The sequence below is a fragment of the Nocardia sp. NPDC004260 genome (assembly GCF_053603155.1).
The window spans coordinates 180,771-201,399 of the sequence record NZ_JBSGEZ010000003.1 but is presented as its reverse complement, the minus strand read 5'-3'; the positions used below and the strand labels follow the sequence as shown (position 1 = coordinate 201,399).

Below are 20,629 nucleotides of genomic sequence, written 5' to 3'. Positions count from 1 at the left end.
CGGCTTCCGGAGCGGTCGCTTCCGGTCCGCCGTGCCACTGCGCCGTGTCGCCGGATCGGCGCACCGGCACCTCCGCGCGCTGCGCTGGGAGCGGTACGGTCATTCCGTCGGGCGGGTGGAGGAAGGTGCGTATGGAGCCGGACGGTTTGCGGGAATTCGAGGGGCATCGACCGCGCTTGTTCGCGCTCGCTTATCGGATGCTCGGCTCGGCGAGCGAGGCCGAGGACGCGGTGCAGGAGACCTATCTGCGCTGGGACGGCGCCGACCGCGGCGGTATCCGCTCCGCCGAGGCCTGGTTGACCACCGCGCTGGTGAATCTGTGCCGCACCTGGCTGGTTTCGGCGCGGGCCCGGCGGGAGAGCTACGTGGGGCCGTGGCTGCCCGAACCGGTGCCGACCGCGCGCGGCGAGCTCGGACCGCTGGAGACCGTCGAGGAGCGCGAACAGGTCTCGCTCGCGCTGCTGACCGCGCTGGAGCGGCTGACCCCGATCGAACGCGGGGTGTTCGTGCTGCGCGAGGCGTTCGGATACGCGCACCGCGAGATCGCCGACATGCTCGACATCACCGAGACGAACTCGCAGCAGATCTTCCGCAGGGCGGCCCTGCGCGTACGAGAGGGTCGCCCCCGCTTCGGTATCACGCCCGACCATGCCCGCGAGTTGATCGAGCGGTTCATGAAGGCGGCGCGCGACGGCGACGTCGCGTCGCTGGAGCGGATGCTCGCCGCCGACGTGAGCGCGACGGCCGACGGCGGCGGCAAGGTGAACGCGGCGCGACGCCCCGTGCAGGGCGCGGCGCGGGTGGCGCGGTACCTCGTCGGGCTCCTGCGCTGGGAGGTGCCCGGCATGCGGCTGGTCGTGGAGGAGGTCAACGGCGCGCCCGCCGCGGTCGCGCGGGTGGACGGTGCGCCGCTGGTCGTGGTCGCGGTGGACGTGGCCGACGGCGCGGTCACCGCGCTGCGGTTGATCGTGAATCCGGACAAGCTCGCCTATTTCGCCGGGGCGAGCGGGTCGGGTGACGCGGTGGGCACACTGCCGGACCGGCTTCGCCGTCCGCTGTGACGCGCTTCACGACACCGGTGTGTCAGGGATCGGGGCCCTGTCCGGTCTGAGTGTTGATGGGCCGATCGAAAGGAGCCTCAGCAATGACCGGACAGCATCGGATCGTCGTTCTCGGCGCGGGGTACGCGGGACTGGCGGCGGCCCGCAGGCTCGCTCGCACGGCGCGGGACGCTCGGATCACCGTGGTGGACGCGCACGCGTCCTTCGTCGAGCGGGTACGGCTGCATCAGCAGGCGGCCGGGCAGCGGATCGCGGCATGGGATCTGCGGGAGACACTGGAAAGCAAGGGCATCGGCTTCGTGCAGGCCCTGGCGACGGAGATCGATACGGTCGCGCGTCGGGTGGTGCTCGACAGTGCGCCCGCGCTCGATTACGACACTTTGATCTACGCCCTCGGTAGCGTCGCCGATCTCGCGAGCGTTCCCGGCGTCGCCGAACACGCCTTTTCGGTCGCCACGCAGGAAGACGTGCGCGGTCTGGCCCTGGCGGGCGGACCGGTGGCGATCGTCGGCGCCGGCGCCACCGGCATCGAGCTGGCGGCGGAACTGGCCGAATCGCATCCGGAGTCCCGGGTGGTGCTGCTCGGATCGGAGGAGCCGGGCGCCTGGCTGTCGGCGCGGGCGCAGGCGCACATCACGCGGACGCTGGAGCGACTCGGAGTCGAGATCCGGTCCGGCGCCAAGGTGATCGAGGTGACGGCCGAGGGGCCGCGCTTGGCTGACGGATCACTGGTGGCGGCCGCCGCGACGGTGTGGACCACCGGCTTCCGGGTGCCCGACCTCGCCGCCCGCTCCGGTCTGGCGGTGGATTCCGACGGTCGGGTGCGCACCGACGCCACCTTGCGTTCGGTGTCGCACCCGGACGTTTTCGCCGCAGGTGACGCCGCCGTGGTCGCGGGGCCGGGCGGACGCGAACTGCGCATGGCGTGTGCCACCGCGCTGCCGACCGGCAAGCACGCGGCGGACGCCGCCGTCGCCCGGATGCGCGGTCGTGAGCCGAAGGAGCTGCGGTTCCGCTATGTGCTCCAGTGCCTCAGCCTGGGCCGCGGAGATGGGGTCGTCCAGGCGGTGCGCGCCGACGACGCACCGGCCAGGACGGTGCTGACCGGACGCACGGCCGCATGGGTGAAGGAACGCATCGTGCGCGGCGCGGCCTGGTCGGCGCGCCCGTGAATCGAATCGTCAACTAACGGTTGACGGTGAGTCGTCGTCAACTTATGGTTGACGCATGACCGAACAACTCCGCCTCGACGACCTGATCGACGGCATCAAGAAAGCCCGCCCCGACAATGTGCTCGAACAACTGTCCGATGCCGTCGTCGTGGCGAATCACCTGGGTGAAGTGGCCGACCACCTGATCGGCCACTTCGTGGACCAAGCCCGGCGCTCCGGCGCCTCGTGGACCGATATCGGCGCCAGCATGGGCGTCACCAAGCAGGCCGCGCAGAAGCGGTTCGTGCCCAAGGTGCCCGATCCGGCCGCCGCGGCGGCCATGGACCCGAACGCGGGCTTCGCCCGTTTCACACCGCGAGCGCGGGCGGTCGTGATGGCGGCGCAGGAGGCCGCGCGTACCGCGGGCAACCGGGAGATCTCCCTCGGGCACATGGTGCTGGGGTTGCTCACCGAACCCCAAGGTCTCGCGGTGCACGAACTCCTCCACCAAGGCGTGTCCGTCGACGTGATCTCCGCCGCCGCTTCCGCGTCGTTGCCGCAGGCCGAGGGGGACGTCCCCGCGCTGATCCCGTTCGGCGCGGAGGCCAAGAAGGTCCTGGAACTCACCTTCCGTGAGGCGCTTCGGCTGGGGCACAACTACATCGGCACCGAGCACATGCTGCTGGCGCTGCTGGAACAGGAGAACGGCGCCGGTCTGCTCAGTGATCTCGGCGTCGACAAGGCGAGCGCCGAAGCGCATCTGGGCGAGCTGCTCGCGGTTATCAAGACCGAGAAGTCCTGATTCCGATGGGCGACGGGAAGTTCCGTGCGCGGACCGCGCTCGCCCTCGCGGTGCTCTTGCTGGTGATCGGCGTGGCCCGGCGATCGGTTGCCGCGCAGGAGATTCGCAACGTCGTCAACGGATTGCGGTGCGCGCACGCCGCGCGGGCGCGCCATCGCCGGGCGCTGCGCACGCGGGGAGCCGGTATCCGCGGACCACACCCGGCCGTTCCGGTCGCACACCACGCGACGCGGGCGGCGTGATCACCCTCGTCCGGCCAGACCGCCGCCCCATCGGGGCCAGAGGGCTTGCGGCTTCGGCTCGGGAACCAACGGCTCGCGGTGGATGTCGGTGATGAAAAGGGGTAGTCGCGGTTCCAGCTCGGCGAGCAGTGCGAGGGCGCGCCCGCCTTGCGCCGCACGGTATTCCCGCATGGTCAACCCGACGATCTGCAGGAACGACACGCGGCCGTGCTGGCTGTCGATGGCGCCCAGTTCCGGGTCCGTCGTGAAGCAGACCGCGTGATTGGTGCAGTCCGCGTGGCCGGCCGCGATCGGCCCGTTCGTCTTGATGGTGTGCCCCGGTTCGAACCACTTGCCGGACTGGAAGACGTAGTGGGCGAGGTTCTGCATGAAGTTCGTCGGCCAGGCGGGCGGTTCGGTGTCCTCGGGCCCGCGCGCCAAGCGGAAGGTGAACTCGAAGCCCCAGCCGGACTCCGCCGGGTTGTCCCACTCCTTCTCGTACAGCTCGGTCATCCCATAACTGACGTAGTGCCAGTGCGGCACCGGATCGGTGCGGGAGTAGGCGCTGATCCCGTCGAGAGGGTCGGACCCGCCCAGCGACCACGGGTGGTCGGAGGCCCAATGGAAGGGTTCGATGTCGCCGTACAGCGGCCGCAACGCACCATCGATGGCATCCCAGCCGGATCTCTCACTCACGCAGCCACCATAGGCAGGGGTGCGTCGGGCCCTATCCGGGGCGTCGGACACCGCGCCGGTCAGGCATCCGGCACGTTGCGGGCGAGCTCGTCCAGCCAGGCAGCCGCGGACGCGTCGCTCGGCGCGCGCCAGTCGCCGCGCGGCGAGAGCGAGCCGCCGGAGCCGACCTTCGGCGCGTTCGGCAGCGTCGAGCGCTTGAACTGGCTGGTCTGCACGAAGCGGCGCAGGAACTCGCCCAGCCAGTGCTTGACGGTGGCGAGGTCGTAGGCGTTGCGCTGGTCGGCGGGGACCAGATCGGGCCAGCGGCCGGTCGCCGGATCGGACCAGGCGTGCCAGGCCAGGTAGGCGATGCGGCTGGGCAGGTAGCCGAAGCGCAACAGGTAGTAGAGGTGGAAGTCCTGCAATTCGTACGGGCCGACGGTCGCCTCGGAACTCTGGGCCGGCGCGGAGGAGTCCTCGTGCGGAATCAGCTCCGGCGAGATCTCGGTGCGCAGGATCGAAGAGAGCACCTCGTTCGCTTCGGCGCCGAACTGCTCGGTGTCCACCGCCCAGGCGATCAGGTACTTGATCAGCGTCTTGGGCACCGACGCGTTCACACTGTAGTGCGCCATGTGGTCGCCGACGCCGAACGTGCACCAGCCCAGCGCGAGTTCGCTGAGGTCGCCGGTGCCGACCACCAGCGCGCCGTGCATATTGGCCAGCCGGAACAAGTGCGAGGTCCGCTCGCCCGCCTGCACGTTCTCGTAGGTGATGTCGTACACCGGCGCGCCGTCGGCGGCTGGATGGCCGATGTCGCGCAGCATCTGCGTGGCCGATGGGGTGATGTCGATCTCGCGCGCCGTGACGCCGAGGGCGGCCATCAGGCGGTGCGCGTCGGTCCTGGTCCTGGTGCTGGTCGCGAAGCCGGGCATGGTGTAGGCGAGGACGTTCTCCCGGGGCAGGCCGAGCCGGTCCATCGTCTTGGCCGCCACGATCAGCGCCTGCGTGGAGTCCAAGCCGCCGGAGACCCCGATCACCACGCGCTGCGTGCCGGTGGCGCGCAATCGCGTGCTCAAGCCCTCCACCTGGATGTGGTGCACCTCGGCGCAGCGCTCGTTGCGCAAGGCGGGGTCGGCGGGGACGTAGGGGAAGCGCGCGAGCTCGCGCTCCAGCGCGACCGGGGCCTCGGGGACGGGCAGCCGCACGTCGATGTGCCGCAGCGAGGTCAGCCGGTCGCGGTGGTCGTGCACGTTGTCGGCGAAGCTGGTGGTGCGCAGCCGGTCCGCGGCGAGGCGGCGCAGGTCCAGGTCGGCGGTGACCAGCTGAGGATGATCGGAGAACCGCTCGCCCTCCGCGAGCAGGTCGCCGTTCTCGCAGATCAGCGCCTGGCCGTCCCAGGCGAGGTCGGTGGTCGACTCGCCGGTCCCCGCGGCGGAGTACAGGTACGCCGCGAGATAGCGCGCCGAATGCGAGGTGCACAGCGACCGCCGGTAGTCCGCCTTGCCGATCACGATGTTGCTCGCGGACAGGTTGATCAGCACGGTCGCCCCGGCCAGCGCGGCGAAGCCGCTGGGCGGCAAGGGAACCCAGCCGTCCTCACAGATCTCCAGGTGGAAGACGAAGTCGTCCAGATTGCTCGCGCGGAACAACAGGTCGGATCCGAACGGCGCCCGGTGCCCGGCGACGGTGACGTGATCCTCCAGCGCCTCCCGCGCCGCCGCGAACTGACGCTTCTCGTAGAACTCCCGATAGTTCGGCAGGTAGCTCTTCGGCGCCACGCCGAGCACGATGCCCCGGCAGATCGCGATCGCGCAGTTGAACAACCGATGGTGGACCCGCAGCGGCGCGCCCACCACGAGCACCGTGTCGATGTCCGTGCTCGCCGCGACCACTCTGGCGAGCGCCGCCCCCACCGCCGAGTCCAGCGCGTCCTGGTGGAACAGGTCGTCGGCGGTGTAGGAGGAGAGGCCCAGCTCGGGGAACACCGTGAGCACCGCCCCGGCCGCCGCGGCCTGTGCGGCCAGCTCGACGGTCTGTTCCACGTTGTAGGCGGGGTCGGCCACCCGGACCCGGGGTACCGCGACCGCCACCCGGGCGAAGCCGTGCCGGTAGAGCGAATCGAACGGCAGGTCGTCCACCCGCGTCCCCTTCCGGGCTGAGGTTGATCATGGTCTACCCGGAATCTACGCCGCCCCGGCCGCCTCGGCGCGGTGCCTAGTCCCCCCTGTTCCCAGGAGGGGTGCTGTGACCTGCGCTTTCATCGTCGGCGCCGGGCGGCGCGAATCGTCCGGCCGAAGATGTGAACCGCTGGCGGCTAAGCTATAGCAATGGCGGATGAAACGGATTCCGACCTAATAGCGGGGGAACGGCGCGCAGATCTGCTGCGCGCGCTTTCGTATGTGTCCACCGAGTCCCAACCGGACGGCAGCTACGTGGTGAACGGCGACCTGCCGCCCGACGTCGCCCCGCCGTTCATTCGCGCCATCATGCGGGTGGAGGCGGAGTTGCTGCTGCACGACGCCGAGCTCGTCACCGTCGAGGATGGCGAGCCCCGCACGCCGGAGGAACGCCGTACCGACGCGTTCGTCGCGCTGGTGCTCCGTGTCGACGACCGCCCCTAGCCCGCGCGGACCTTGCACTCGGCACCCCTGAGTGCTAAAAATGCTCTTGGCACTCTCGACCTGTGAGTGCCAGGTCGGGACGGTGAGACCGGGTTCCCTAGACACCCTCGGTCGTCCGTCGCGGGCACCGAACCTGGCCAGCGTAACTGGGGCGACCCAACCGGCGGTCGTCCTGTGTGTCAGCCATACACATGGAGGATCTCAACAACGCCATGGCCAAGACAATTGCGTATGACGAAGAGGCCCGCCGCGGCCTCGAGCGGGGTCTGAACAGCCTCGCCGACGCGGTCAAGGTGACGCTGGGCCCCAAGGGTCGCAACGTTGTCCTGGAGAAGAAGTGGGGCGCCCCCACGATCACCAACGATGGTGTGTCCATCGCCAAGGAGATCGAGCTGGAGGACCCGTACGAGAAGATCGGCGCCGAGCTGGTCAAGGAAGTCGCCAAGAAGACCGATGACGTCGCGGGCGACGGCACCACCACCGCGACCGTGCTCGCCCAGGCGCTGGTGCGCGAGGGTCTGCGCAACGTCGCGGCCGGCGCGAACCCGCTGGGCCTGAAGCGCGGCATCGAGAAGGCCGTCGAGGCCGTCACCGCCAAGCTGCTCGACACCGCCAAGGAGGTCGAGACCAAGGAGCAGATCGCCGCCACCGCCGGTATCTCGGCCGGCGACCCGTCCATCGGTGAGCTGATCGCCGAGGCCATGGACAAGGTCGGCAAGGAAGGTGTCATCACCGTCGAGGAGAGCAACACCTTCGGTCTCCAGCTGGAGCTCACCGAGGGCATGCGCTTCGACAAGGGCTACATCTCCGGCTACTTCGTCACCGACCCGGAGCGTCAGGAAGCGGTCCTCGAGGACCCGTACATCCTGCTGGTCGCCTCGAAGATCTCCACCGTCAAGGACCTGCTGCCGCTGCTGGAGAAGGTCATCCAGGCGGGCAAGCCGCTGCTGATCATCGCCGAGGACGTCGAGGGCGAGGCCCTGTCCACCCTGGTGGTCAACAAGATCCGCGGCACCTTCAAGTCGGTCGCCGTGAAGGCTCCCGGCTTCGGTGACCGCCGCAAGGCTCAGCTGGCCGATATCGCCATCCTGACCGGTGGCGAGGTCATCAGCGAAGAGGTCGGCCTGTCGCTGGAGAACGCCGGCCTCGAGCTGCTCGGCCAGGCGCGCAAGGTCGTCGTCACCAAGGACGAGACCACCATCGTCGAGGGCGCGGGCGACCCGGAGGCGATCAAGGGCCGGGTCGCGCAGATCCGTAGCGAGATCGAGAACTCCGACTCGGACTACGACCGGGAGAAGCTGCAGGAGCGTCTGGCCAAGCTGGCCGGCGGTGTCGCGGTGATCAAGGCGGGCGCGGCCACCGAGGTGGAGCTCAAGGAGCGCAAGCACCGCATCGAGGACGCCGTCCGCAACGCGAAGGCTGCCGTGGAGGAGGGCATCGTCGCCGGTGGTGGCGTGGCCCTGCTGCAGTCGGCTCCGGCGCTGGAGGAGCTGAAGCTCACCGGTGACGAGGCCACCGGCGCGAACATCGTGAGGGTCGCGCTGTCGGCTCCGCTGAAGCAGATCGCGTTCAACGCGGGCCTCGAGCCCGGCGTGGTCGCCGAGAAGGTCGCCAACCTGCCCGCGGGTCACGGCCTGAACGCCGACTCGGGCGAATACGAGGACCTGCTGGCCGCCGGTGTCGCCGACCCGGTCAAGGTCACCCGTTCGGCGCTGCAGAACGCGGCCTCGATCGCGGCTCTGTTCCTGACCACGGAGGCCGTTGTCGCCGACAAGCCGGAGAAGGCCGCCGCTCCCGTCGGCGACCCGACCGGTGGCATGGGCGGCATGGACTTCTGAGTCCGGCCACCCGGCAACATATTTCGAACCGGAAGCCGGTCCACCGCGAGGTGGGCCGGCTTCCGGCGTTTCGGTGTCAGATGCCGTCGAGGGTGACGACGGTGAAGGGCGTCTTCGGGGTGCCGGGGCCCATCGGGCCACCCTTGTCGAATTGGGAGGAGACGATCAGGATCCGGTCACCGGCGCGGGCCAGGGTCGTGGGGATGGACAGGGCTTCGTCGGTGCGTTGCTGCGCGAGCGTGGCCGTGGTGCCGTCGTCGGAGAGGGTCCAGCGGCTGATGGTGTTGGTCGTGTTGTGCGCGGCCCACAGCGTGTTGTCGCGCAGTTCCAGGCCGTCGCCCTGACGCAGATCGCCACCGCGCAAGGTCACCTTGCGGATCGGCGTCGATTCCGGGGTGAGCGCGATGCGGTACAAATCGCCGCGCGGCATGTCGACCGTGAGCAGATAGCGGCCTGCCGGATCGGCGACGATGCCGTTGAGGCTGAAGCCGCCCGGCTCGATCGGCGGCAGCACGGAGTGCAGGTCGAACTGCGGGGTCAGTTCGGCTCGCCCACCCTGCGCCCTGGCGGCGGCCAGTTGGTCGGGTGTCACGCGATAGACGACCGCCCGTGTGCTGTCGGTCAGATACGCCGTGCCGTCCGGGGTGATGGCGAGATCATTCACGAAGCGGGGCTCGCTTCCGGGCACGGTGAAGTCGGCGAGCAGCGCGCGGGTCGCGATGTCGTACACCGCGACTCCGGTGGTCGAGTCGGTGACCCACAGCCGTCCGGCCGCGTCGACCTTCAAGCCGTTGGCGGTCTTGTGGTTGTCGGCGCCTTCGGGCAGGAAGACCTCGGCTCGGTGCGCGTTCGGGGTCGCGCGATAGACGGCGCCGGTGGTGTAGGAGCCGACATAGCTATCTCCTGTCCGCGCGTCCACCGCGATGCCCTCGGGGTAGGCCCGGTCGCCGGGCAGCTCGTAGGCGGTGTGGACGGCGGTGCTCGGCGCGTCGCTCGTGCCGCAGGCGGCGAGCGCGAGACACACGCTGCTTGCGGCCAGGCTCGACAGCAGACGGAGGGGCAGGGCGTGGGGCATCGGTTACCTCTTAGAGATCATTCGGTCGAATGTGCTCACATCGAGCAACAGACACGAATTTAAGTTAGAACTCTAATGTCGGTCAAGGTCCGAATGGATGAACGTCCGGATACCATGCGCTTATGACGTCCATGCCCGCCGCCGAACGGATCGGCTCGTATCTGAAACGTGCCGAGCAATCCCTCAACACGGCCAAGAACGCCGCGTTGAAACCGGCGGGCGTGACCGTGCCCCAGTACGCCGCATTGCTGTTCCTCGCCGAGAATCCCGGTATCTCCGCCGCCGCCCTGGCCCGGCTCTGCGGCGTCACACCGCCGTCGATGAACACCGTGCTGAGCAACCTGCAGGACCGCGGGCTCATCGAGCGCACACCGCACCCGTGGCACAAGAACGTCCTGGAGACAACGTTGACCGACGAGGGCGCGGCGGTCATGCGCGACGCGGATGCCCGCGCCGTCCGCGTCGAACGCGCCCTGGCCGAGGAATTCACCGACGCCGAGCGAGCGACCTTGCAGGACTTGCTCACTCGCTGCGCCGACCGATTGGATTCGATCCGCCCAGGCCCCGCCGCTTAGCCAGGACGTGGCTATGCCGAGCGTCCCCGGATCTCGGCCATCTCGCTGCTTCGTACCCGTGCTGGGCGGGATATCGGAGCCGCCACCAGGACGCCCGGTCGGCTGCGGCTCACGTCTGTCGGTGAGTCACCAGTGGCCTCGTCGGCGGAGTGAAGTGGGCTGTGCGGCCGGCGGCGCGGGTCGATGCCGTGCCGCCGGCGGGTAGGTCATGCTGGGACCGGACTCTTGGCGGAGGACGGGGCCTTCTGCAGCGCGAGGGCCAGGGCGAGGCATGCGATGAGCGTGGAGGTCCACGGGAGCCACTGGCTGCCGGAGGAATCCAGCACGGTCGCACCGACTATCGAACCGATTCCCGCGCCGAGGTAGATGGCCGATCCATTCAGGCCGAGGGCGACGGTGGGCGCGTCATGGGCGATGCCGAACAGGCGATGCTGTTGCGGAACCAGGATCGCCGAACCGAACAGTCCGGTGATGGCGAGCACCACGAACACCGCCCACGCGGCATGGACGGCCACGCCGAGCAGGGCGAGGCCGACCAGCGCGCCCGCGAGCCCCACCGTCAGCGTGCGCTGCGGGCCGTAGCGGTCGACCGCGCGCCCTGCCTGGGCGTTGCCGATCACCTGGCCGATGCCCATGGCCAGCAGCAGCCAGGCGAGCATGCTCTGCGGCACCGATGCCGCGACCACCACGGGCAGGTAGACGATGGTGGTGTAGACGGCGGTGATCTGCGTTGTCGTCACGATCAGCACCCGCAGCACCGGCGGACGGGTCAGCACGCCGATCCGGGCGCGCAGTCCCGTGCTCGGCAGGGTCACCCGCGGCAGTAGCAGTACCAGCAGCGCGGCGATGGCTCCGCCGAGCGCGATGCCCCACAGCACGCCGCGCCAGCCGATCCAGCGCTCGGCGAAGATGCCGATCGGCACGCCCGCGACGCTGGACAGCGTGATGCCCGCTGTCACGATCGACAGGGCCCGCCCCCGGTGAGCGTCATCGGCGACGACACCCGCGACGGCGAATGCGTTGGCCTGGAAGGCCGCCGCCCCGATGGCCGCCACGACGCGCGCCGCGGCCATGACGCCGAAACTCTCCCCGGCGGCCTGCCCGATCATGCCGATCACGAAGAGTGCGGCGCCGCCGCCCAATAGCACGCGCCGATCCCAGGATCCGGTCGCCGCGGCGATCAGCGGCGAGGCGATGGCGTAGGTCCAGGCGAACATCGTGGTCAGCTGCCCCGCGGTGGACATAGAGACGTGCAGGTCGGCGGCGATCAGCGGAAGCAGTCCGCTGAGCACGAAGCCGTCGGTGCCGACTACGAAAGTGCCCACGGCGAGCGGTAGGAGCGATCGGTAGAGATTGTTCGATGATTGTCGAAGCATCATAGAATGAGGGTGAGATACAATTCGATTGTTGTCAAATGATCGGAGAATGGAGATGCGCCCGCTGCCGCAGCCGAGTACCGCCGACATCGATCTGGTCCGCGTGCTGAGCGCGCTCGCCGACCCTGTGCGGCTGGAACTGGTGCGCGCGCTCGCCGGGGAACGAGAACCGTTGAGCTGCAATATCAGAGAGTTCGACGTGGAGATCACGGCGGCGACCGCTTCGCACCACTGGAAGGTGCTGCGAGACGCGGGCGTGACGACGACCTTCGTCTCCGGCCGCAACCGGCTGGTCGAATTGCGGCGCGAGGATCTGAATCAGCGCTTCCCTGGCTTGCTGGACGCGGTCATCAGCGGCGCGCGGCGTTGAGCCTGTCGCCGATGCGCGGCGTCAGTGCAGTATGAAGGCCACCAGAAACCCGGCTGCCGTGGCCATTCCGACCCACCAACCGCCTTCCCGGTAGGCCTCCGGCATCAGGGAGTCGGCCAGCACCGCGATCGTTGCGCCGCCCGCGAATGCTTGCACCGCGCCGATGTTGGTCTGGGACAAGTGGTCCGACAACATGTTACCGAGCACCGTGACCAGTACGAGCACCGCGCCGGTCGCGGTCCACAGCCAGAGGGTGCGGTGCCGCGCCACGCCGTGCTGGTCGCGCATCAGCGCGGCGCCGCTGATCGCCTCGGGCACGTTGCCCACGGCCACAGCCACCAGCAGGACCAGTCCGCCGCCACCGGCCAGCGTGACGCCGAGCGCCGTGTTCTCCGGGACGCCGTCCAGCACCGCGCCGAGCATCAGCGCCCAGCCTAGCGCGCGCGGGCCGAGTTTGTTCTCGATGAGATGGTTGGCCACCACGTAGACCCCCGCGCCCGCGAACAGCGCGATCGCCGCGATCGTCGCGTTCTGGCGAAAGGCGGGTTCGAACAGCTCACTGGACACCGCCGCGATCATCGTGCCCGCGCCGAAGGCCATCAGGGAGGCGAGCACCGCCTTTGGCAGTCGCCACCGCAATCCGATGGCGGCGCCCAGGATCAGCGGCACGGCGGTGCCGAGTCCGTAGAGCAGCGCCTCCGTCATGGGAACACCTTAAGTCGGTCTGCCCGGTTCGCGAGTCGGTCGTAGGCTGAAGCCATGCCTGACCGCGTCCGGAGCCGAGGCGTGCTCTACGACATCGACGGCGTCCTGGTGACCTCCTGGCGGGAGATCGCTGGCGCCGCCGCGGCGGTGCGCCGGATCCGGGAGGGCGGACTGCGCCGGGCGTTTCTGACCAACACCACCTCGCGTACCTGCGCCGAGATCGCGGAACGCCTGTGCGGCGCGGGTATCGAGGTCGAACCCGCCGAGATCATCACCGCCGCAAGGCTCACCGCGGAGTTCGTGCGCGGGCGCTACCCCGGCGCCGCCGTCTGGGTGCTCAACCACGGCGACATCGATGCCGACCTCGCCGGTCTCCGGCTCGACGAGGAACATCCGGAGGTGGTGGTGATCGGCGGCGCGGGAGCGGAATTCACCCATGCCGCACTGAGCCGAGTGGCGGAATTGATGCTGGACGGCGTGCCCGTCGTCGCCATGCACAGCGGATTGACCTGGGCGACCGCGGACGGATTGCGTATCGACGCGGGGGCGTATCTGCCCGGCTTGGAGGCGGCGGGCAATGCCCGCATCCAGGTGGTGGGCAAGCCCGCGGCCCCCGGTTTCCGGACTGCCGCGGGGCTGATGCGCCTCGAGCCGGCGGAGGTCGTGATGATCGGTGACGATCTGTACTCGGATGTGCTTGCGGCGCAAGACGTCGGGTTGACCGGCGTGCTGGTGCGCACCGGCAAATTCCGGCCGGGCGTGCTGGCGTCGGCCGACCGCGCGCCGGATCACGTCATCGATTCCGTGGTCGATCTGCCGGAATTGCTGGGCGGTTCGGTGGGAGCCGGCGAACTTGCCGTAACCGACGAATCGGAATGAAACAAAAAATTCTACAGTTTCCCTCTAAAATAGCCCGCAAGCGCGACGCTGCTAGGTATCGTCTGTTCCGGCAAATAGCCAGTGACAAGAAATCTCCTACGGCCCAGATCGGAGTTGCCGAATGCTCGATCCGTGGAAAAGAGTGCTTGTGCGCAAGCTACTATGGTCGCCGGGCTTCTGTCCGGCGACCATTTGATGAGGTAGCAACTGCTCAGCCAACTTTCGGCTAACCATAGATTGGTCGAGGGTTGTAACGAAGGGCCCGATCGGTGACGATGAGTTCGGGCCCTTCTGTATTGTCTGCCCCAATGTCACAGGATGCGAATACGGGTCGAATGTATGCCGGGCAACCCGTGGAGGACCGGCAACGTCAGCGGCGTGCGCGTTTTCTGGAGTCAGGCCTGACGGTCTTCGCGCGGGACGGCTACGCCAACAGTTCGGTCGGCGCCATATGCAAGGACGCCGGACTCTCCTCGCGACAGTTCTACGAGGAGTTCACCGGTCGCGAGTCCCTGCTCCTAGAGCTGTACGAGCAGATCGACCGGGAGTCGCGGGACGCCGTGAAGAAGGCGTTGGACGCGAAGTCCGGCGCGAAGGCGCTGGACGTCATCGACGCCGCGGTTCGCGCCTACGTCGAATCCATCGGTTCCGATCCGCGCAAGGCACGCGTCGCCCTGGTGGAAGTGGTCGGCGCGGGCCCGAAGGTGGAAAAGTTCCGTCTCGCGGTGCGCCGGGAGTGGGGTTCGCTGCTGGCCGGCGCCGCCGAAGACGCCGCCCTGCACGGTGAGATACCCGCGGGCGACTACGAAATGCGGATGCTCGCCATCATCGGCGGTGTCAACTATGTGGTCGACTCGTGGAGCGGCGCGGAGCCGCGCCCGCCGCTCGACGACGTGATCCGGGTGCTCAGCAGGGTGATCATCGGCGCGGTCCGCGCATAGCGTCCCGGCCTGCGGGATCGGGTGCGATGAGCGCGGTAACCTGCGGGGATGCAAACAGTTCCGATCCAGATGCCGGACGGCACAACGGTCCCGGTGCGGTTGATCCCCGCCGGGGGTCCGCACCGGCACGCGGTCGGTCCGGACACGCCGCGGCCGGTGCTGGTGATCGTGCCCGGGCTCGGCGTTCCGGGGGGCTACTACGAACTGTTCGCCTCGGGACTGGCCGCGCGCGGGTTCGACGTGGCCATCGGCGAGTTGCGCGGCAACGGCGACAGCAGGCCGAAGCCAAGCTCCGCCAGCACCTTCGGCTACCACGAACTGGTCTCGGTGGACTTCCCGGCGATCCTCGAGGTGGTCCGCGAGCAGTTCCCGGACAGCACGCCGTACCTGCTCGGTCACAGCATGGGCGGCCAGCTCGGCGTCATGTACGCCGCGCGCGTCCGTGGCAGGCTCGGCGGGCTGATCCTGGTCGCCTCCGGCACCCCCTATTACCGTGGCTATCGGGGACTTTCGGGTCCGGGCATGCTGGTCGGCACCGCGGCGATCTCGCTGACGGCCAACCTGGCCGGCTTCTGGCCCGGCGACCGGGTCTCGATGGGTTTCGGCCGCCAGTCCAAGGTGCTGATCTCCGACTGGGCCCGGCTGGCGCGCACCGGCCGGTTCGTCCCGGTCGGCGCGGACATCGACTACGAGGAGCGCATCGCGCGGCTGAAACTCCCGGTGCTGTCCATCACGATCACCGGCGACGACCTCACCCCGCCCAGCTCCGCCGAGCACCTGCTGGAGAAGCTGCCCAACGCGGAAGTGACGCGCTGGCGCCAGCCGGAACCACTGGGCCACAACGGCTGGATCCGGCAGTACACCAGCACCGTCGACCAGATCGAGAAGTGGTTGCGCGACCGCTGAGCCCCGGTCGCGCTCGTCGTCCGATCAGCATCTGGGTGAGAACTCGTAGATCAGCGCCGCCTGGATCGCGATGACGAAGAGCGTCGCGCCACGGAGCGGAATCAATATCGCTGGATCGGTTGGTCTATCTTGACGATCGCGTTGCGAGCTGAATGGAAAAAGCGGTTCAATGCTTTCTGGCTGGCGCAGACGGTAGGTGGAATCGGTAGCGCATATCTACCGTTCGGCCTCGGCTTGTTCGCGGTGACCGAACTGCACGCAGACGCGTCCGATATGTCGGCTCTGGCCGCTGCGAGCCTGCTCCCGAAGGTGTTCATCACCCTGCACGCGGGGGCCTACGTCGAAAAGCTGGGGCGCTGGCGCTCGATGATCCTTGCCAACGTTGTAGAGCTGGCGGTCTGGTCCGGAGCGCTGATCATCTGCGTGAGCCACGGAGCGACGATCCCTCTGCTGCTCGTTGTGGCCTTCTGCACCGAGTCGGCGCGGATGGTGAATGTCGTCGCCTTTCAGAGCGTGACGCCGATGATCGTGCCCGATGCTGCACTCAGGTCGGCCAATGCGAAGTTCGGTGTGTCGGAATCTCTCGCGCAATTCGCCGGTCCGCTGGCCGGAAGCTGGTTTTTCGCGGTCGTCGGTGCAAGCATTTCCCGTGTGTCGGAATCTCTCGCGCAATTCGCCGGTCCGCTGGCCGGAAGCTGGTTTTTCGCGGTCGTCGGTGCAAGCATTTCCCTTGCTGCTGCCGTGGGCATGGTGGCTGTTCTCGCTGTCGCGCTGACGATTCTGCGGTTGCCGGAAGCGCCGTCACCTTCGGTTCGCCGCACCAGCGTGACAAAACTTGTCCTGGAAGGCTTACGCTACGTCGTCACAGACCGCTATCTGCGCTGGATCGCTTTCGCGAACCTTTCTACCAACTGCTTTCTGGCGTGGATCGGGGCGCTGTGGCTGGTGTTCCTTGCGAGGGATATCGGCTGGCAACCCCCAGTGATCGGGCTGGTCGGCGCGGTGGGGTCGCTGGGAGGGTTGATGGGTGGACCTATGGCGCTGTGGTTGACGCGGCGGCTCGGCGATGGACGGACTCTGCTCTGTTTCGCCATCGCGTATGCGCCGGGTTACGCCTTGGCAGTCCTACCTGTACCGGAGGCTTGGCGGACTGTCCTCGTGACCAGCGGCTTGCTTGTCGTGATGACGGCGCTGGTCGGCTACAACGTCGTTCAGCGGACCCTCAGGCAGACGATATCGATACCGGAGACGCTGGCCCGAGTCAACGCGTCGATGCGGTGGTTTTCGGCGCTGGCCGCGCCACTGGGAGCGCTCCTCGGCGGAATCGCAGCCGCTGCGCTCGGCGTGCGGGGTGGTCTGATGGCCGGGATTGCCGGGCTGGTGGCACCAGGGCTGGTACTGCTGTTGTCTCCTTTGCGGCAAGTGGAAGCGGTTGCCGAGATCACCAGCGCGACAGATGCGGCACCGGCGCAGGAGAAACCACGCGAGCCCGGTGCAGGCGAATCCGCGCAGCATCCGGATTTGCCTGCCGACGCCCTATGAGAGCATCTGGGTGAAGAACTCGTAGATCAGCGCCGCCTGGAAGGCCGACTGCTTGTTGTCGGCGGCGCCGCCGTGGCCGCCTTCGATGTTCTCGTGGTACCAGCACTCGTGGCCCTGCTCCTCCAGCAGCGCCGCCATCTTCCTGGCGTGGCCGGGGTGCACCCGGTCGTCCCTGGTCGAGGTGGTGAGCAGGATCGGAGGGTAGGCGCGGTCGGCGCGCGCGTTCTGGTAGGGCGAGTACTTGCCGATGTACTCCCATTCCTCCGGTTTGTCCGGGTCGCCGTACTCGGCCATCCACGAAGCGCCCGCGAGCAGCAGGTGGTAGCGCTTCATGTCCAGCAGCGGCACCTGGCAGACGATGGCGCCGAACAATTCGGGGTAGCGGGTCAGCATCACACCCATGAGCAGTCCGCCGTTGCTGCCGCCCACCGCGCCGAGCTGGTCCGCGGTGGTGATGCCGCGCGCGACGAGGTCTTTCGCGATCGAGGAGAAGTCCTCGTACACCTTGTGCCGGTTCGCTTTCTGCACCGAGGTGTGCCACTGCGGTCCGTACTCGCCGCCGCCACGGATGTTCGTCATCACCCAGGTCCCGCCGCGCTCCAACCAGCCCATGCCGGACGCGCCGCTGTATGCGGGGGTTCGGGACACTTCGAAACCGCCGTAGCCGGACATCACCGTCGGCCCGGGCGCGTCCTTCTGGTCGCGATGGCGGATCACGAAGTACGGCACCGGCGTGCCGTCGTCGGACGTGGCGAAGAACTGCTCCGTCTCCACCCCGTCGGCGTCGAAGAATCCGGGTTCCTGTTTGAGCCGCTCGGTGCGCCCACCGACAGCACTGGCCAGCAGCGTCGCCGGGGTGGTGAAGCCGCTGGTGTTGAGCATGAACTCGTCGCCGCTCTCCAGCGGGTCGAGATTCAGGACGCTGGTGGTGGCCATCGGCGGGGTATCGGCGAGCGGCTCGCGGCGCCAGCCGTCGGATCCCGGCGTCAGCACGTAGAGCTTGGTCTGCACGTCCTCGAGCGTGACCAGCAGCAGGTGGTTCTCGGTCCAGCCGTAGCCGTGCAGCGAGGTATGCGCGTCCGGGGTGAAGATCACTTCGAATTCCCGTGCGCCGGAAAGGAACTTCTCGAAGTCGATGGCCAGCAGCGCGCCCGCGGGATAGCTCGTGCCGCCGACCTCCCACGGCGACTTCAGCCGCACCAGCAGCCAGTCCTTGTACCAGGACTCACTGGCGTCGGTGGGGATGTCGAGGTGCCGCAGGGCGCCGTCGTCCTCCAGCAGGTAGACCTCTTCGTTGAAGAAGTCGGTGGCGCGGCCGACGTAGTGCCGTTCGTAACCCGGCGTGCGGTCGTAACCCGCCGAGACCGCGACATCGCCGCTCTCGCCCTCGAAGACGGTGGTCGCCTCCTCCAGCGCGGTACCGCGCCGCCAGCGTTTCGCGATGCGCGGATATCCCGAATCGGTCAGTGTGCCGGGGCCGAAGTCGGTGCCCACGTACACCGAGTCGATGTCGATCCAGCGGATCTCCGACTTGGCCTCGGGCAGGAAGAACCCGCCATCGGCCGGATCGAGGAAGACCCTGCGCTCCATGTCGAACTCGCGGACCACCTTCGCGTCCGCGCCGCCGCGCGACAGGCTGATCAGCGCGCGGGACTGTTCCGGGCGCAGCACCGTCGCGCCGCCCCACACCCAGTTCTCGTCCTCGTCGGCGGCCAGCGCGTCCAGGTCGATCAGCACGTCCCAGTCCGGCGCGTCCTCGGCGTACTCGGCGAACGTGGTGCGCCGCCAGAGGCCGCGCGGGTGCTGGGCGTCCCGCCAGAAGTTGTAGAGCCAGGGGCCGCGGCGGGACGGGTAGGCGATCTTGGTGTCGGTGTCGAGCATGTCGAGGATGCGCCGCTCCAGGTCGCGGAAGCGATCGGAGTCGGCGAACCGGGCGCGCACGACCGTGTTGTGCGCGCGAGCCCAGTCCAGAGCGCGCTCGCCGGTCACTTCTTCCAGCCAGAGGTAGGGATCGGTCACATTCCGCTCAACGCCGCTCATCCCCACATTGTTGCCGAGCCGTGCGGCGCGGGGTCACCAGGAGTGCGCTACGTCGATCACGATGCGCGACCCGCTGCCCGGCCCGGCCAGGGTGGACACCTGGAACGGCAATCGCGCGCGCGTGCCCAAGCCGACGGTGGTCTGTCCTTCGAAGGAACCGGCCCAGGCCACCTGGCGGAAGGTCCGGTAGTCCCGCACGTCGGCGAGTTCGGTCCGATTCGCGGGGGTGTAGGTGGGGTTGAACGCGTCGTCGTAGGCCGGGGCGTAGACGGCGATGCTCAGGAACGCGTCGCCGCGCAGCGCGACGGGTGCGCCGGAGCCGTCCATGACCACTCGCTCGACGTAGCCGACGTGATAGCCGGTCACCGGACCGGCGATGTCGAGCACCAAGCGGTCGAAGCAGTCGTGCCGTCCGGCGCGGATCCCGGTGAGCGGTGTGAGCGCCCGGGCTCGGCTCACCTTGGGTATCGAACCCCAGCCGGAGGCGCACTCCGGGGCGGCGGAAGCCGGGGCGGGGGCGACGAAAAGGCCGGCGAGGGTCACGAAGGAAACGAACAGGAGAAGCAAGCGACGCATGGTCGCACCGCCTTCGGGCACAGGAGGGATTGATGTATAGCATGCATCGGTCCAGGTGGATGCCTTGTTACCTGCGGTGAGGGGCGAAAAACGTTGGCGGTCGCGGCAACTCGGTCACGGCACGGCGGCCCGGCGGCCCGGCGTTCGCTGCGCGCCGATGCTCGCTCGGCGCGAACAGTAGGATCGCTGCTCCGAGGCTGGATCCACCAGGAGGTTCGAGGTTGCCGCCCTTTCTCTGGGAACAGCACTGCTGTCTGCCGCTGTCGCCCGCCGCGCGCATCGGCGACCTCGCGCGCTACCCGGCCGGATCGTATCTGTCGGTGAACGTCGGCTACTCCCGGCAATCGACCGCGGATTCCCTGGCGCTGCTGCATCGATTTCGCCGGGATGCCATGGCGGACGGCCGGTTCCGCCTGGTCGAGACCGTGGCGGACATCGGGGCCGCGGACGCCATCGCGCTGGCCTTCGATCTGGAGGACGCCGGCCCGCTGGGCGGCGACCTGGACAACGTCGCTCGCCTCTACGACCTCGGCGTGCGGTCGTTGCTGCCCGCCTACAACCACGCCAACGCCGCGGGCTGCGGCTGCCTGGACACCGAGGACACAGGGCTCACCGGTTACGGGCGCGACCTCGTTCACGCGTTGAACGAAGTCGGCATGTTCGCCGACGGTTCGCACTGTTCCCGGCGCACCGGGCTGGAGCTGGCCGAGCTGAGCGTCGTCCCGATGATCTACAGCCACTCCAATTTCGCCGCGCTGTGGGGCCACCCGCGCAATATCACCGACGACCAAGCGCGCGCCTGCGCCGCGACCGGCGGTGTCATCGGCATCAACGGCGTCGGCATCTTCCTCGGCCGCAACGCGCCCCACGAGCGCGCCGAGCGGATCGCGGCGATGGCCCGCCACATCGAGTACGGCGTCGAGCTCGTCGGGATCGAACACATCGGCATAGGTTCGGACTACTCCTTCGACGCCGACGACTTCAACGCCGAACTACAACAGAACCCCGACGCCTTCTCCGACGCCTACACCCGATGGGGTCCCCTCCATTGGATCCCACCCGAAGACCTCCTCGGCCCCTCCGAAGTCCCCACCCTCGACCAGGCCCTCTCCCAACGCGGCTTCACCCCCGCCGACCGAGCCGCGATCTTCGGTGAGAACTTCCGCCGCGTCGCCCGTCAGGTATGGCGTAGCTGAGCTTTGCGGAAGGATGTGGCCCACGCCTCACTGTGGTGGGGGATGGGTGGGTGAACTACCCCCTGCGGAGTTAGGCTCG

20 protein-coding genes are annotated in these 20,629 nt (G+C 68.5%); 13 read left to right on the top strand and 7 right to left on the bottom strand.

Annotated elements, in window-relative coordinates:
• Positions 1 to 131: 131 nt before the first annotated feature.
• The 4 genes from ACWEO7_RS03915 (at position 132) to ACWEO7_RS03900 (ending at position 3,256) form a co-directional block, all read left to right on the top strand.
• Positions 132 to 1,061, top strand: coding sequence for an RNA polymerase sigma-70 factor (locus ACWEO7_RS03915; RefSeq protein ID WP_452420534.1), 930 nt, complete (start codon positions 132 to 134; stop codon positions 1,059 to 1,061).
• 83 nt (positions 1,062 to 1,144) lie between these two features.
• Complete coding sequence (locus ACWEO7_RS03910) at positions 1,145 to 2,233, top strand: NAD(P)/FAD-dependent oxidoreductase (protein WP_452420532.1); 1,089 nt, start codon at positions 1,145 to 1,147, stop codon at positions 2,231 to 2,233.
• Between the two features lie 55 nt (positions 2,234 to 2,288).
• Positions 2,289 to 3,014 carry a Clp protease N-terminal domain-containing protein gene (locus ACWEO7_RS03905; RefSeq protein WP_450015517.1) on the top strand — a complete coding sequence of 242 codons (726 nt, stop codon included), beginning with the start codon at positions 2,289 to 2,291 and terminating at the stop codon, positions 3,012 to 3,014.
• 5 nt (positions 3,015 to 3,019) lie between these two features.
• Positions 3,020 to 3,256, top strand: coding sequence for a hypothetical protein (locus ACWEO7_RS03900; RefSeq protein WP_452420530.1), 237 nt, complete (start codon positions 3,020 to 3,022; stop codon positions 3,254 to 3,256).
• Here ACWEO7_RS03900 and ACWEO7_RS03895 read toward each other — a convergent pair whose 3' ends face one another.
• Both ACWEO7_RS03895 and ACWEO7_RS03890 read right to left on the bottom strand, forming a co-directional pair.
• Entirely contained in the window at positions 3,257 to 3,931 is a 675-nt protein-coding gene (locus ACWEO7_RS03895; protein WP_452420528.1) for a suppressor of fused domain protein, read from the bottom strand.
• A gap of 59 nt (positions 3,932 to 3,990) precedes the next feature.
• Entirely contained in the window at positions 3,991 to 6,048 is a 2,058-nt protein-coding gene (locus ACWEO7_RS03890; RefSeq protein WP_452420526.1) for an NAD(+) synthase, read from the bottom strand.
• Between the two features lie 189 nt (positions 6,049 to 6,237).
• On the opposite strand from ACWEO7_RS03890, the gene ACWEO7_RS03885 reads away from it, so the two are divergent.
• A complete protein-coding gene (locus tag ACWEO7_RS03885) occupies positions 6,238 to 6,531 on the top strand; it encodes a hypothetical protein (RefSeq protein ID WP_355071706.1) in 294 nt (97 codons plus the stop codon).
• Positions 6,532 to 6,743: 212 nt separating this feature from the next.
• Positions 6,744 to 8,369: a chaperonin GroEL gene (groL, locus tag ACWEO7_RS03880; protein ID WP_450015527.1), complete on the top strand. Its 1,626-nt coding sequence runs from the start codon at positions 6,744 to 6,746 to the stop codon at positions 8,367 to 8,369.
• Between the two features lie 76 nt (positions 8,370 to 8,445).
• On the opposite strand, the gene ACWEO7_RS03875 is transcribed toward groL, so the two are convergent.
• On the bottom strand, positions 8,446 to 9,444 hold the full coding sequence (locus tag ACWEO7_RS03875) for an SMP-30/gluconolactonase/LRE family protein (protein ID WP_452420524.1): 999 nt from the start codon (positions 9,442 to 9,444) through the stop codon (positions 8,446 to 8,448).
• Positions 9,445 to 9,566: 122 nt separating this feature from the next.
• On the opposite strand from ACWEO7_RS03875, the gene ACWEO7_RS03870 reads away from it, so the two are divergent.
• Complete coding sequence (locus tag ACWEO7_RS03870) at positions 9,567 to 10,019, top strand: MarR family winged helix-turn-helix transcriptional regulator (protein ID WP_450015531.1); 453 nt, start codon at positions 9,567 to 9,569, stop codon at positions 10,017 to 10,019.
• A 206-nt stretch (positions 10,020 to 10,225) separates the two neighbouring features.
• Here ACWEO7_RS03870 and ACWEO7_RS03865 read toward each other — a convergent pair whose 3' ends face one another.
• Complete coding sequence (locus tag ACWEO7_RS03865) at positions 10,226 to 11,398, bottom strand: MFS transporter (protein ID WP_452420523.1); 1,173 nt, start codon at positions 11,396 to 11,398, stop codon at positions 10,226 to 10,228.
• A gap of 46 nt (positions 11,399 to 11,444) precedes the next feature.
• Here ACWEO7_RS03865 and ACWEO7_RS03860 point away from each other — a divergent pair, with 46 nt between their 5' ends.
• Positions 11,445 to 11,765 carry an ArsR/SmtB family transcription factor gene (locus tag ACWEO7_RS03860; protein WP_452420521.1) on the top strand — a complete coding sequence of 107 codons (321 nt, stop codon included), beginning with the start codon at positions 11,445 to 11,447 and terminating at the stop codon, positions 11,763 to 11,765.
• A gap of 21 nt (positions 11,766 to 11,786) precedes the next feature.
• On the opposite strand, the gene ACWEO7_RS03855 is transcribed toward ACWEO7_RS03860, so the two are convergent.
• Entirely contained in the window at positions 11,787 to 12,470 is a 684-nt protein-coding gene (locus ACWEO7_RS03855; protein WP_452420519.1) for a ZIP family metal transporter, read from the bottom strand.
• A 54-nt stretch (positions 12,471 to 12,524) separates the two neighbouring features.
• Between ACWEO7_RS03855 and ACWEO7_RS03850 the strand changes: the two genes are divergently transcribed.
• The 4 genes from ACWEO7_RS03850 (at position 12,525) to ACWEO7_RS03835 (ending at position 16,738) form a co-directional block, all read left to right on the top strand.
• Complete coding sequence (locus ACWEO7_RS03850; protein ID WP_452420518.1) at positions 12,525 to 13,349, top strand: HAD-IIA family hydrolase; 825 nt, start codon at positions 12,525 to 12,527, stop codon at positions 13,347 to 13,349.
• A 308-nt stretch (positions 13,350 to 13,657) separates the two neighbouring features.
• Positions 13,658 to 14,290, top strand: coding sequence for a TetR/AcrR family transcriptional regulator (locus ACWEO7_RS03845; RefSeq protein WP_355071720.1), 633 nt, complete (start codon positions 13,658 to 13,660; stop codon positions 14,288 to 14,290).
• Positions 14,291 to 14,338: 48 nt separating this feature from the next.
• Complete coding sequence (locus ACWEO7_RS03840) at positions 14,339 to 15,196, top strand: alpha/beta hydrolase family protein (RefSeq protein ID WP_452420516.1); 858 nt, start codon at positions 14,339 to 14,341, stop codon at positions 15,194 to 15,196.
• A gap of 129 nt (positions 15,197 to 15,325) precedes the next feature.
• The gene (locus tag ACWEO7_RS03835; RefSeq protein ID WP_452420514.1) at positions 15,326 to 16,738 is read left to right on the top strand and encodes an MFS transporter; all 1,413 of its coding nucleotides are present in this window, start codon (positions 15,326 to 15,328) and stop codon (positions 16,736 to 16,738) included.
• On the opposite strand, the gene ACWEO7_RS03830 is transcribed toward ACWEO7_RS03835, so the two are convergent.
• Both ACWEO7_RS03830 and ACWEO7_RS03825 read right to left on the bottom strand, forming a co-directional pair.
• A complete protein-coding gene (locus ACWEO7_RS03830; protein WP_452420512.1) occupies positions 16,733 to 18,778 on the bottom strand; it encodes a prolyl oligopeptidase family serine peptidase in 2,046 nt (681 codons plus the stop codon). The genes ACWEO7_RS03835 and ACWEO7_RS03830 overlap by 6 nt on opposite strands.
• A gap of 33 nt (positions 18,779 to 18,811) precedes the next feature.
• Positions 18,812 to 19,354 (bottom strand): AMIN-like domain-containing (lipo)protein, encoded by a 543-nt coding sequence (locus ACWEO7_RS03825; RefSeq protein WP_452420510.1) that lies wholly within the window; start codon positions 19,352 to 19,354, stop codon positions 18,812 to 18,814.
• Between the two features lie 221 nt (positions 19,355 to 19,575).
• Here ACWEO7_RS03825 and ACWEO7_RS03820 point away from each other — a divergent pair, with 221 nt between their 5' ends.
• Positions 19,576 to 20,550 (top strand): dipeptidase, encoded by a 975-nt coding sequence (locus ACWEO7_RS03820; protein WP_452420508.1) that lies wholly within the window; start codon positions 19,576 to 19,578, stop codon positions 20,548 to 20,550.
• Positions 20,551 to 20,629: the final 79 nt, after the last annotated feature.

Excerpts from the sequence above, each read along its gene's own strand:
- ACWEO7_RS03825 (WP_452420510.1), bottom strand. The coding sequence starts at position 19,354 with ATGCGTCGCTTGCTTCTCCTGTTCGTTTCCTTCGTGACCCTCGCCGGC.
- ACWEO7_RS03900 (WP_452420530.1), top strand. The coding sequence starts at position 3,020 with ATGGGCGACGGGAAGTTCCGTGCGCGGACCGCGCTCGCCCTCGCGGTG.
- ACWEO7_RS03885 (WP_355071706.1), top strand. The coding sequence starts at position 6,238 with ATGGCGGATGAAACGGATTCCGACCTAATAGCGGGGGAACGGCGCGCA.
- ACWEO7_RS03840 (WP_452420516.1), top strand. The coding sequence starts at position 14,339 with ATGCAAACAGTTCCGATCCAGATGCCGGACGGCACAACGGTCCCGGTG.
- ACWEO7_RS03875 (WP_452420524.1), bottom strand. The coding sequence starts at position 9,444 with ATGCCCCACGCCCTGCCCCTCCGTCTGCTGTCGAGCCTGGCCGCAAGC.
- ACWEO7_RS03910 (WP_452420532.1), top strand. The coding sequence starts at position 1,145 with ATGACCGGACAGCATCGGATCGTCGTTCTCGGCGCGGGGTACGCGGGA.
- ACWEO7_RS03865 (WP_452420523.1), bottom strand. The coding sequence starts at position 11,398 with ATGATGCTTCGACAATCATCGAACAATCTCTACCGATCGCTCCTACCG.
- ACWEO7_RS03845 (WP_355071720.1), top strand. The coding sequence starts at position 13,658 with ATGTCACAGGATGCGAATACGGGTCGAATGTATGCCGGGCAACCCGTG.
- ACWEO7_RS03860 (WP_452420521.1), top strand. The coding sequence starts at position 11,445 with ATGGAGATGCGCCCGCTGCCGCAGCCGAGTACCGCCGACATCGATCTG.
- ACWEO7_RS03850 (WP_452420518.1), top strand. The coding sequence starts at position 12,525 with ATGCCTGACCGCGTCCGGAGCCGAGGCGTGCTCTACGACATCGACGGC.
- ACWEO7_RS03870 (WP_450015531.1), top strand. The coding sequence starts at position 9,567 with ATGACGTCCATGCCCGCCGCCGAACGGATCGGCTCGTATCTGAAACGT.
- groL (WP_450015527.1), top strand. The coding sequence starts at position 6,744 with ATGGCCAAGACAATTGCGTATGACGAAGAGGCCCGCCGCGGCCTCGAG.
- ACWEO7_RS03830 (WP_452420512.1), bottom strand. The coding sequence starts at position 18,778 with ATGAGCGGCGTTGAGCGGAATGTGACCGATCCCTACCTCTGGCTGGAA.
- ACWEO7_RS03905 (WP_450015517.1), top strand. The coding sequence starts at position 2,289 with ATGACCGAACAACTCCGCCTCGACGACCTGATCGACGGCATCAAGAAA.
- ACWEO7_RS03855 (WP_452420519.1), bottom strand. The coding sequence starts at position 12,470 with ATGACGGAGGCGCTGCTCTACGGACTCGGCACCGCCGTGCCGCTGATC.
- ACWEO7_RS03915 (WP_452420534.1), top strand. The coding sequence starts at position 132 with ATGGAGCCGGACGGTTTGCGGGAATTCGAGGGGCATCGACCGCGCTTG.